8 protein-coding genes are annotated in these 11,839 nt (G+C 62.1%); 2 read left to right on the forward strand and 6 right to left on the reverse strand.

Annotated features, from left to right (window positions below; genetic code table 11):
• Both KA184_20800 and nagB read right to left on the reverse strand, forming a co-directional pair.
• Positions 1–1,370 (reverse strand): S8 family serine peptidase (locus tag KA184_20800; GenBank protein MBP8132027.1); only part of this gene is annotated, 1,370 nt, incomplete at its 3' end.
• Between the two features lie 361 nt (positions 1,371–1,731).
• Complete coding sequence (gene nagB / locus KA184_20805) at positions 1,732–2,520, reverse strand: glucosamine-6-phosphate deaminase (protein MBP8132028.1); 789 nt, start codon at positions 2,518–2,520, stop codon at positions 1,732–1,734.
• Positions 2,521–2,873: 353 nt separating this feature from the next.
• On the opposite strand from nagB, the gene KA184_20810 reads away from it, so the two are divergent.
• Positions 2,874–3,794: a prepilin-type N-terminal cleavage/methylation domain-containing protein gene (locus KA184_20810; protein MBP8132029.1), complete on the forward strand. Its 921-nt coding sequence runs from the start codon at positions 2,874–2,876 to the stop codon at positions 3,792–3,794.
• 280 nt (positions 3,795–4,074) lie between these two features.
• Positions 4,075–5,085: a prepilin-type N-terminal cleavage/methylation domain-containing protein gene (locus tag KA184_20815; protein MBP8132030.1), complete on the forward strand. Its 1,011-nt coding sequence runs from the start codon at positions 4,075–4,077 to the stop codon at positions 5,083–5,085.
• A 58-nt stretch (positions 5,086–5,143) separates the two neighbouring features.
• Here KA184_20815 and KA184_20820 read toward each other — a convergent pair whose 3' ends face one another.
• From KA184_20820 to KA184_20835, 4 genes are all read right to left on the reverse strand, one after another.
• Positions 5,144–6,148: a glycosyltransferase family 2 protein gene (locus tag KA184_20820; protein MBP8132031.1), complete on the reverse strand. Its 1,005-nt coding sequence runs from the start codon at positions 6,146–6,148 to the stop codon at positions 5,144–5,146.
• Between the two features lie 87 nt (positions 6,149–6,235).
• Positions 6,236–7,528 carry a glycosyltransferase gene (locus tag KA184_20825; GenBank protein ID MBP8132032.1) on the reverse strand — a complete coding sequence of 431 codons (1,293 nt, stop codon included), beginning with the start codon at positions 7,526–7,528 and terminating at the stop codon, positions 6,236–6,238.
• Positions 7,529–7,589: 61 nt separating this feature from the next.
• Positions 7,590–10,574, reverse strand: coding sequence for a fused MFS/spermidine synthase (locus KA184_20830; protein ID MBP8132033.1), 2,985 nt, complete (start codon positions 10,572–10,574; stop codon positions 7,590–7,592).
• Between the two features lie 167 nt (positions 10,575–10,741).
• The coding region (locus KA184_20835; GenBank protein ID MBP8132034.1) for an NCS2 family permease at positions 10,742–11,839 on the reverse strand (1,098 nt) is incomplete at its 5' end.

Here is an 11,839-nt window from a genome sequence, read left to right on the forward strand (position 1 = left end):
CGCCCCAAGATACCCATAGCGGCGGACTGCAGGCTTGCCACCGCGCCCGCCGCGTAGGGGCATGCGGCCGACGTGCCGCCGAAAGATGAATAGTAGTCTCCCGTGCTGTAGCCGGACGACCCGGTGATATCGGTGGTGTAGCAGGCGTTCGCCGGCGCGAGCAACGTCAGGAACGAAGCCGTATTCGAATAGGCCGTGACCTTGTCCGGCGCCGTTGAATCGTCCACGTAGTATCCCGTGCTGCAGCCGCTCGTCGCAATCTTGGACGCGCACGAAGCCGCATTCACGCACGGATAGTAGTGCCCGAAGTCCGCGTCATACACCGCGCCCACCGAGATCACGCTCGAAATGCACGCGGGCCACCCCATCGAATCGCAATACCCGTCGTTTCCGGACGAAGCCAGCACCGTGATACCCGCCGCGACCGCATTATTCGCCGCGATGGTCATGGACGGCGAGGCCGCATCTCCTTCCGCCGTGCTGTAATAGCGCCCGCCTCCGAAACTTGTGCTTATGACCAGGATCGGGTACGCGGGGTTGTCGTTCTGGTGGGTGACGCACCAGTCCCACGCGGCAACCATGGCCGTGCTGGTCGCCGAACCCGTCGTGCCGTACGAGATTTTCAGCGCATACAGCTTCGCGTTGTACGCCACGCCGCCGATATAGCTGCCCACCGTGCCCAGGTCGCCCGCCGCTATCCCCGCGCAACAGGTGCCGTGAGCCTGAGTATTGGGTATCGGGTTGGCGTCGCTATCGCCGAAGTCGTAACCGCCAAGGACTTTCGCGTTGGGGAAAACACCCGCGCCCAGGCGCGCGTGGGTGTAGTCGATCCCCGTATCGCACACGGCAATCGACATGCCGTTTCCGTTGTAACAGGTGCGCACCGTGGTGGCGTTCATCAGCGGGATGCCTTGGGCCAGATGCGATTCGAGGATGCGGACCGGCTCGACGAATTTCACCGCGGCATCCGCCAACAACCGCTGCAGGCCAGCCTTTGAAACCCGGCCAGCGAACCCGGCGAAATTGTCAAAACGCAAGTGCTCTTCGAACTCCAGAGCGGTCAGCCGCGACAATACCGCCTCCGCGGCCGCGTGGTTCCGCGCGCGCAATACGCCGCGGAACTGCGCTTCACTCCCCGCCGTGCCGCGGTCCGGCGGGTCCGGTTGTTCGAGCGTCACAATAACGTCGGTCATCGCGGCGATTTCGAGAAGCTGCGCCACCTCCGCGGCCAGGACGTCCCGGTCAAATGGTATTTGGGATAAGGTAAGCTGGGCTTGGGCCGGTTGGACCGCTGCTGCCGGGAACGAACTCAAGACCATCGCGCACACCGCGACGGCCACGAACCGCCCGGCGGCTCGAGGTTCGGTCATATACCTCCGGCGCACACGCAACCACGCGGACGTTTCTCCACCCCGGAAACCTGTGACCATTTCGAGATTCCTCCCCGCGCATGCCGCGCTGCTGCTTCCTTGTGTGGACAACCGCTGCGCACCGCCAGCTCTTGATGCGCCGGAATCGAAAGTACCCGGGCATACGTCCCTGCCCGATGCGAGTTGTCCCTTAGGCGCACCCACCTGCGCCACGTCATTCGCCCCTTCCCGGCCAGAACTCCCCCTGCGCCTGTTCGAATGGGCCCATACTGCCCCGACTCGGTTCTCGCCAGAATAGTCACCCGCCTCCTCTTCCCCCCGGCAATTCAGGCTATCACAGGCTCCTGAACCAGTCAAGGTATCAGGACCGGAACTCGTCCCAGTCGGGTTCGTTTTCGTAGATCCAGCGGTAATAGTCCGCGTGCTGCAATTGCGCCGCGGCCGCCTCGTCTACAATAACGGTACAGTGCGCGTGCAACTGCAGCGCCGTGGCGGAGATCATACTGGTGATCGGCCCTTCGACCGCCTTGGCGATAATCCCGGCTTTCTCGGCGCCGGTAGCGAGCAGCAGGCAGCGCCGCGATTCAAGAATCGTACCGACGCCCATCGTAATCGCGCGGCGCGGCATTTGTTCGCTCCCCACGAACAGGCGGCTGTTCTGAGCAACGGTCTCCGGGGAAAGTGCCTTCTCGCGCGTGCGCGAATACAACGCCGACAACGGCTCGTTGAACCCGATGTGGCCCGACCGGCCGATGCCCAGAAGTTGCAGGTCGATGCCGCCGTGGTTCCGGACCGCCGATTCGTACTGGCGGCATTCGCTGGCGCAGTCGGCGGCCATGCCGTTCGGCAGGTGTACATGCCGCGGCGGGATGTTGATGTGGTCAAAAAGGTGCTCATGCATGTAGCGGTAATACGAGTTCGGGCTGTCAGGCGGGATGCCGATATACTCGTCCAGATTAAATGTGCAGGCGAGCGAAAAATCGAGCCTCTCCTCCCGGTGCAGGCGCACCAGAATCCGGTAAACCCGCTCCATCGTCCGGCCCGTTGCCAAGCCGAGAGTCAGGTGGGGATTGTCCCGCAAGGCCTTGGCTATAACCCGCGCCGTCAATGCCGCTGCGGCATCCGGCGTGTCCAGAATCAGCACTTCCATGGCAATTACCGTGTTCTCGAGTCTTTATAAGAACATAGCAGTGCGTGTTGACCCGCTGCAACGCGATTCCTGGAAGCCGAAAAATCCTGTTGACGAAATGTGGCCGGGATGCTATCTTGGAGTCGTCGTTAAGGGGGGGCTTGGGGGAAGCGCGGGTGTGTGGGCGAGCCTTGGGAAACGCGGGGGCGTGGGGCTGTGAGGGATTGCGGGGGCTGACAACCAGCTGTCAAGGTAGGAAGTTGTATCTTGTGGTTGGTTCGGGTCGGAGGATGCATTTCTCCGGTCGATGGCCCGATGAAAGGGACATGAGATGTCAAGGTTCTTTTCCAATTCACCAACATAAGGAGTACGGAATCATGAAAAGACATGGCTTTACGCTGATTGAACTGCTGGTGGTCATCGCCATCATCGGCATCCTGGCGGCGATCCTGCTGCCGGCACTGGCGCGAGCGCGCGAAGCGGCACGGCGCTCCAGTTGCCAGAACAACCTCAAGGAAATCGGCCTTTCCCTCAAGATGTACGCAATCGAAGACCCCGGTGAGCGGTTCCCGCCAAACTCCTACGCCGGGGGCGACAACTGTGATGACATAGGCTTCGATACGATGTGGTATGGTGAGGTGCTCTATCCAGAGTATCTGTCCGACCTCGCCACGAACATCTGTCCGTCCGATTCCGATGGTCAGGAGGAATTTCAGTCAGGACGTTGGAACCGGCGCGACCCGGGCGACGTAAAGAATCCCGACAATCCTTTCGCACCATGCCGCGTGGACAGCCTTTCGTACATCTACATCGGCTGGGCTTTCGATGAGACCTATTACCTGGTTGCGGGCAAGGACGAAAATGACCGGAATATCCCCGTCAACTTCACTGTAATCGGCACCTACATCGACGGCGGCTTCCTGAGCTTCTTCCAGGACGTGCTCAGCGGCATCGATGAAGCCACGACCGTAAGCGACGCCGCCAAAGCAGTGGACAAGGACTTCGACTTCGTCCGCGTTTCCGATAGCGTGCCGAAGACGATGTACCGGTTGCGCGAAGGCATCGAGCGGTTCCTCATTACGGATATCAATAATCCTGCCGCCGCGCAACAGGCCCAGAGCCAAGTAACTATCCAGTTCGACACCGTAGACCCGAATGCCTCGGACTTCAACCACGTTCCAGGCGGCGGAAATGTTCTGTACATGGATGGACACGTGGATTTCCTGCGCTTCTCGACGCAGCATCCCGTCTCGCGCGCATTCGCCATGGTCGTCTGGCTGGCTGACAATCTGTAAGCTTTCAACCGTCAAGAAGCATTGATTCGTCATCGCGGTTCGTGGTGTCACGAACCGCGATGTATTGCTTAATGTCGGTTCGTAAACGTCGGCGATTGAATTGTGCTCTAGCCGGACTTCCTTATACTCATAATAGTGCGGTTAGCTAGAATATCTTGCGCGCTTTTATCAGAATTCTTATTGACAGATTGAAACCTATCCGCTATGCTGGGTATGCGCACACAGGTTTGGACCAAATGCCTCAGTTCTTGTTTAGGACAAGGGATAGGAGGTATGCGACATGAAACACAAAGGATTCACGTTAATCGAACTGCTTGTGGTCATTGCCATCATCGGCATCCTGGCGGCGATCCTGCTGCCGGCGCTGGCGCGGGCGCGCGAATCGGCACGGCGAGCGAGTTGCCAGAACAATCTTAAGGAGTTCGGGCTGGTATACAAAATGTATTCGAATGAGGACCCCGGCGAACGGTTCCCTCCCATGCATCTTTATTTCGTGCAAAGCCTGGACTGCAATGGCTCGGCTTATCCCTATGGTCCGCAGGGCGGGCCGGACGAACCGCAAATGAGCATCGGCCCGCTGGTGCCCGCAATTTACCCGGAATACCTCAACGATCCCTGGCTGACGGTATGCCCCTCGGATGCGGGCGTGAGGGCGCATAGCGGAGAAACCACGGAGGACTGTCTCTTCGACGAGGTCACCGGCAATGTGATTTTCGGCATGCCTTGCGCGGAAGGCTGGATGGGCATGAACGCCATCGACAATAGTTACTCCTACTTGGGCTGGGTGTTTGACATGGTCGATGGAACGGACCCCGCAGTGCCGGCGTCCGTGCTGACGGCATTGTCGGTGGCTGCGGGCGGGGACCCGATTACCTCCAATGAGCCTATTTCCCGGCAGACGGTCGGCTGGCTGACCGCGCTCGCCACCGAGATCTTCTTCAATGAAAACCGTCTGGCAGGCGACCAGGACTTCGATTTGTCGAAGTACGGTTTTGGCGGTTTTGGCAACTCGGGCGGCAATACGCTTTACCGGCTGCGCGAGGGCATTGAGCGCTTTCTGATCACGGATATCAACAGTCCCGCCGCCACGGCGCAGGCACAGAGCCAGGTCTATCTGATGTGGGACATGCTTTCGACCGACGCGTCGGACTACAACCACGTGCCGGGCGGCTCAAATGTGCTTTATATGGATGGCCACTGTGATTTCCTGCGCTATGAACAGAATGGCCAAGCACCGGTGAACGCGAGCTTTGCTATCGCCGTGGGCGTCCTGAACAACGCCAGTCTTTGACGGTTCCCGTTCCAGCCGAATGATTGTCCGGGCCGTCCTTCCGGCGGCCCGGGCTTGTTCATTTCGCGGGGGGCGCGGACACGGCGGGCCCGCGGCTCCGGTCACCCGTGCCGGCAGGCAGATTGTACGTTTTGCGGACAACGTAGAGGGGCCGCGCTTTCACTTCAAGGATGATGCATTTCAAGTATTCGCCCATCATCCCGAGCAGGATAAACACCACGCCGAACAGCGCGCCTATGGTCGACAGCACGAGATGAACGAGCGGCTGATCCATACCGCCGCCGGCCAGAAACAGACCCGCGACACACGCGCCGTAGGCTCCGGCAGCCGCCACCAGCAGCACCCCGAAATAGAAGCCGAGCCGCAGCGGCAGTACGGTGTTCGAGACAATCGCGTCGCGCGCAAAACGCAGCATATTGCGAAGACTGTACTTGGACTGGCCCGCGCCGCGCGCCGCCCGCACAAAGGGCACCGTGCTCTGGCGGAACCCGAGCGTGGCGAACATCCCGCGCAGAAACCGCACACGTTCGGGATAGGCGCGCAGCGCTTCAAGCGCCTGCCTGGTGAACCCCTTGTAGTCGGCGGCGTCTTCGACAATCTCCGGAAGCACCCAACGCCGCATGAGCGCATAGAAGAGCTTTGCGCTCTTCCGTTTCCAGAATGAATCGACACTGCGGTCCGTGCGCACGGTGTGCACGACGTCAAAGCCCTCTTCAAGCTTCGCGAGCACGTCCGGAATCAGTTCCGGCGGGTCCTGCAAGTCCGCGTCGATCACGATGATATAGTCGCCCATGCAATAGTCGAGACCCGCGGTAATTGCACGCTGGTGCCCGAAATTGCGGGAGAGCGAGACGCCTTTGACGCCCGGGTTCGCCGCGCAGAGCCGGGCGATGACTGCTTCCGTCGCGTCGGTGCTCCCGTCGTCTATGAGAACGATCTCAAACGAGAAACGCGGCAGGCGTTCGAAAATGGGCGTAACCCGCGTCAGGAACGCATCGAGCGTGTCGGCTTCATTGTGGCACGGCACGACGACGGATACGTATCGGGGGGAACCGCTGCTCATGGGGGAATATTAGAGCAGCCGGGCAGGCACTGCAAGGGAACGGGAGCGCGGGGCAGGCGCGACGGGGACACCGCGTCTGCGACAGAATCAGGATTGTCGGCGTGCCTTGATGATAAGTTCGCCCTTCAGGATGTAGGCGTGGTCGAGGATTTCGTAGCCGCGCGCCCGCAAGGCGCGCGTGAGCGAGTCGCGGGTGTAGTGCGTAACATGCTCGTCGGCATACGCGCCTGGCGCGGCCAGATGATAGAGCCGCTCCGTCAGCCGCCACTGCCAGTTGCCATAGTCCGGCGTTCCGATGATGAGCGTGCCGCCAGGCCGCAGCACTCGCGTGAGTTCGTCGAGCATCCGCCCCCCCTCGTCGGGAATATGCTCGATGACTTCCGAACAGATCGCGCAATCGAAGGCCGCCTCGTCAAACGGCAGGACGCAGCCGTCGGCTTGAACCAGTTTCCGGTTCACCCGCTTCATGAACGTGAGTTTCTCGTGCCGGAGGTCCACGCCGACGGCGTTCGGCAGGTCGGCCAAAATCCGGGAACTGCCGCAGCCGATGTCAAGCGTGGCAATGCCGGGCGGCGTGAACCCGAGGATCAGGGCGTGGCGCCGGCGCTGCCAGTAGCGCTGCAACGGAATGCGGCTGTCGTGAGCGCGCCAGTCATAGTCCGGAAAGTCGATTGAATTGCGCGTCCGCCACATGCGAAAGAACAGACGCAGGTAGTCGAGGCCAAATTGAACGACCTTAGCATGGGACCGGCCTTCGCCGCGCGACTGATAGTGAAACGGCACTTCGGCAAATCGCCGGCCGCGGCGCAGCGCCTCAAGCAGTATCTCGACCAGTACAACGAAATTCGAAAACTGGGGCTGAATGTTGCGGAAGACACTCTTGTGGTACAAGCGGTAACCGCTCGACATGTCGCGCACGTTGATGGAAAGAGCGCTCCGGAAAAAGGCATTGAGCACGCAACTGAGCAGGTAACGCACGAGCGGCTGGTCGGCGCGCCCGCCCGGCACGTAGCGCGACGCGATCAGAATGTCCGCTTGGTCACGCGCGGCCCACAAGTCCCGGATGAACTTGGCGGGATGCGACAGGTCGGCATCCATCGTGATGAGGTACTCGCCGCGTGCTTCGCGGATGCCCCGCAACAGCGCGGCTCCGTAGCCGGATTGCGTTTCGCAAATGTAGCGCGCGCCCGCCGCCGTGACGACTTGTTCGGTGCCGTCGGGCGACGCCTTGTCCACAACGAGGATCTCGTAACGCACCCCAAGCGCGTCCAGCGTTTCCTTTAGTGCGGGCAGAAGCAGGTTGAGATTGAGAGCCTCGTTCATGCTCGGGATAATGACCGATATCTCGACGCGATCGGCCGCTTCAGCAGATAGAACCATATACTCCACCTTGTTCAGGCCCGGCAACTGGGACGCATTTTACTGAAAGGGCGGCACCATGTCACAGTGCCTGCTCGCGCCGGCCAGACGCGTCGCACAACGCATCGAGAAACGCCGCATCGGGCATCCGCCCCCGCTCGCGGCATGCCCGTACTGCCGCCCAGGCCCCATCGAAATCGTTCCGCTTCAGGCATACCGCGGCGAGCTGTTCGTAGAGACTGGGGTCATCCGGCTGCAGGGCTATCGCCTTCCGCAGGGCTTCCTGCGCCCCGGCGTACTGCTCCAGCGCATAGAACGCCGATGCAAGGTTCACCCAAGCCGCCACAAAGGATGCGTCTATGGCGACAGCCTCCTGCAAGCACGGCAGCGCTTCCCGCGCACGGCCCGACTGGACCAGGAAAGCGCCCAGGCTTGCATGCGCCTGCACATTCCGCGGATTGATGCGCAGCGCGGCCCGCCAGCACGCCGCAGCTTCCGCGCCGCGCCCCGCCGCGAAAAGCGCCCTTCCCAGAGCGCTTTGCGCGCCATCGTCGCCGGGCGCAAGCGCGACCGCCTGCCGAAGGGCGGCAACGGCCGCCGCGTGGTCGCCGCGGGCCGATTGAGCGCGGCCCAGCACGATATAGGCTTCTGCCATGCGCGGTGCGCGCTCGAGCAGGGATTGCGCTTCGCGGATCGCATCGTCGATTCGGCCCGCGACCAGGAATTCATCCGCGCGGAGCAGCCTCCGCACAAAGAGGGAATCCTGCGCCCGGCTCGCGACGTGCGCCAGGAGATTTTCCACGGGCGCGTAGTCGTCTGTGAGGGTGACGCCCGCTTTCCGGCGCAACTCCGCCATTACAGCTTCGCTCAGCAGCATGCAGCGCCCATGATATTGCGCGTTGACGGCCTCCACGACGCCGCCCAGGTCGAGTGGCGGCCCCGACGCCGCAATCACAAACGTGGCGCGCTGATCCGGCTGGTCCGTGGTGGCGAACGCGGCCACGTGCGGAAAGACCGCTCCGCAGGTATTGAGCATGGCACCGAGAAAACGGCCCGATTCCAGCATGTCGATCAAGTTGAGCATGTACACCCCGCCCGGGGCGAGAAGGCCGCGGATCATCTCGGTGAACTCGCGCGTCGTGAGGTGGTACGGCACCGAGAAATCGTTAAGCGAGTCGCCAAAGATGCAGTCGTAAGCAGGAACGGCCTCGCCCGCGCGCTGCCTGCGCGCGAGGTCTTCCACGAAATTGCGGGCATCCATATCGTAGATGCCTATGGTGGTGTCACGAGGCAGCCCAAAGGCCTCATGCGCGGCTCGCGTGACCGCCGGATCGATTTCGACAACGTCAATGACACTGCCCGGCCGCGTGAGTTCAAGAAAACGGGGGAAAACGTAGCCCCCGCCGCCCAGGGCAAGCGCGCGCACGGGCGTTGGGGCAGCGCGCTGCTTCTCCAGTGCCGCGCTGTAGACCCATTCGTATTCGTAGCGCAAGTCGGCAGGCGCGCCCAGGTCAATGCGGCTGTGAATGAGCTTGTCGAGGCGAAATGTGCGCACCTGCGGCTGTTCCGGGTCTTCCGCATATACGGCGATGTACGAGTATTGACTCTCATCTTCATAGAGCATGCCCGGGCGCGGGAAGTCGCGCGCCGCGAGAGCGTAGGCAACAGGCCGCAGAACCGGGACGGGCGCCAGCGCGCACACGGCCAGAAACAGGGCAATGCCGGTCCATGCGCGGACCCACCAGCTGTTCCGCGCGTGCGCAAGCGCGAGAATCGTGAGGCATACCGCCGCCAGATACACCACGCCCGCGGCGCCAATCAACGCCACCAGCGCGTAGCCCGCGGAAAAGGTGCCCGCGATACTTCCCAGCGCGTTCCAGGAGTAAAGAACACCGACCGTTCGCCCGGCCCCGCTTTCACTTCCCAGAGCCAGGCGCGCAATGACGGGCGCGCAAGCTCCCATCAGGAACGCGGCCGGCAGGAACGCAAGCAGGGTGTGGGCGAGTATCTGCACCGGCCACGAAAGGTCCCAGAAAACGGGGCGAAACGCAAAGAACGCGTTAACAAGCGGCGACAGAAAGGCAAACAAGGCGGCCAGAACAAGCAGCGCAGGCAAGAGCGTGACGGCGGGTATGCGGTCCGCCCAGCGGCCGCCAGCGTAGCCTCCGAACGAAAGCCCCGCCAAGATCACGCCGATGATGGTGGTCCAGGTGTAAATGCTCTGGCCGAAATGACGCGAAAGAATGCGCGCGGCCGCCAATTCGAGCGCCATAGTTGCGACACCAAGAAAAAACATGGTTGCGACAAGACCCGGCCGCGCGCACTTGCCTGACGCTGCCGGGACATGCTCTGCAGGCGCAGACGGCCCGGCATGCCCTTCCTCGCGCGCACGCGGCAAGAGATACAAGAGTCCCGTTCCGGCCAACAGCCCAGTGGTTCCGAGCAGGACGCTCCTGCTGCCGAGGTACGCCAGCAGCACGAAGCCCGTGGTGAAGGTGCCCGCGATGCTGCCCCCGATCGAGAAAGCAAACAGATTCCCCATCGTGCGGCCCGTCGCCGCGCCACAGTTCAGCGCCCGTTTCGAAATTACAGGACTCAGCATGCCAAGGCAGATGAAGGGAGGCAGAAATACGGTGAAGACGTGCGCGGCAATGCGCCACGGCCAAGCCAGGGCCTGCAAGAATCCCAACCCGCCCAGGAACACGTTGGACGGCAGAATGGACAGACAGGATATCGCGGCAAGGATGAACACACCGCCCAGAACGCGCCGGCCGCAGGCGCGGTCCGCAATGCGGCCGCCAATATAGTTGCCGATGGCAATGCCCGCGAGCGTGGCGCCGATGACGTTTGTCCAGGTATACAGGGACTGACCGAGGTAGCGCGAGATGAGCCGCCCGGCAAGCAGTTCGAGCACCATGATGCAGGCGCTCGATATGAACACCGTCGCGTTCGGCGCGAGCATGCCCCGGACGCGCGGCGCCGGCTCCGGTGGATTGCCCCGACCCTGCTTCAAGGCTGCCACGGCGGGGTCTTTCTTTCGCTGAGTCTGGCGCGGGGCCTTTTTCATGAACCCGTAATTCCTGGGCAGACCCGCGGCAGACATTTCAAGCGCCGCCACGGGCACCGCATCTGTTGCGTTGCGGTTGCGGCATGCACAGAAGGATGCCGTTCGGGACCGGGAAGAGTATAGGGTCCGGTCAGGAGCGCTTCAACAACATCCGCGCGCCGGAGACATCAGCGCAGAAACGCGTACCGTGCCGCCAGCGCCAGCGCTACCAGAAACATTACCGGATGCACTTCCCGGGCCCGCCCCGCCAGCGTCTTGATCACGGCGAAGGAAATACACCCCATCGCGATACCCTCCGTGATACCATAGCCGAACACCATCATGGTCAATGTCAGGAACGCCGGCAGACTCTCCGTGATGTCGTCCCACTGCACCCGGCGCAACGGCGCCATCATCAGCAGCCCCACAATGATCAACGCGGGCGCAACGGCTGATTGCGCAATCGACAAGAACGGCGCTACCGCCATGGCGGCCACAAAACACAGAGCCGTCACGACGGACGCGAGGCCCGTCCGCGCCCCCGCGGCCACGCCGCTGGCGCTCTCAATGTAACTGGTAACCGTGGACGTGCCGAATAGCGCGCCCACGCAGGTCGCGATCGCGTCGGAGAGGAACGCGCGGTCCGCCCGCGGCAATTCCCCATCCTCCCCGATGAATCCAGCCTGTTTGCCCACGCCCACCAGGGTACCCACGGTATCGAACAAGTCGAGGAAGAAAAAGAGCAGAATGGCGAGCACGGCCGTGTCCCAGTGCTCGAACAATTCCCGGAAATTCAGGCTGAAAAAGGTGCTGGTTTCCCAGTTCAGCGGCTGCACTTCGTGCGAGATGAGCCCTGTGGCCCATCCCGCCCCGGCCGTGGCGAGCAACCCGAGCAGAATCGCGCCCCGTATGTTCCACGCCACCAGCGCCGCGGTCAGCAATACCCCGCCTATCGTCAGCAACGCTCCGGGGTCGCGCAGACTGCCCAGTTTCACCATGGTCCATTCATCGGCCAAAATGACATGTCCCCATTGCAGGCCGACAAATGCGATAAACAAGCCGATCGCGGGCCCAATCGCGTTCTTGAGACAGTCCGGGAAAACCCTCAAGATGCGGGCGCGAAACTGAAATAACGACAAGACCACAAACAGCACGCCCGAGACCAGTACGATGGCGAGTCCCGCCTGCCAGCCGAACCCCAGGCCTCTCTCACCCTCGGAACAGACGTAGACAAACAGAAAATTCTCCCCCATACCCGCCGCAAGCGCGATCGGGTATCGGGCGAG

Source organism: Candidatus Hydrogenedentota bacterium, assembly GCA_018005585.1.
Classification (GTDB): Bacteria; Hydrogenedentota; Hydrogenedentia; order Hydrogenedentales; family JAGMZX01; genus JAGMZX01.

Excerpts from the sequence above, each read along its gene's own strand:
- KA184_20820 (MBP8132031.1), bottom strand. The coding sequence starts at position 6,148 with ATGAGCAGCGGTTCCCCCCGATACGTATCCGTCGTCGTGCCGTGCCAC.
- KA184_20815 (MBP8132030.1), top strand. The coding sequence starts at position 4,075 with ATGAAACACAAAGGATTCACGTTAATCGAACTGCTTGTGGTCATTGCC.
- KA184_20830 (MBP8132033.1), bottom strand. The coding sequence starts at position 10,574 with ATGAAAAAGGCCCCGCGCCAGACTCAGCGAAAGAAAGACCCCGCCGTG.
- KA184_20825 (MBP8132032.1), bottom strand. The coding sequence starts at position 7,528 with ATGGTTCTATCTGCTGAAGCGGCCGATCGCGTCGAGATATCGGTCATT.
- nagB (MBP8132028.1), bottom strand. The coding sequence starts at position 2,520 with ATGGAAGTGCTGATTCTGGACACGCCGGATGCCGCAGCGGCATTGACG.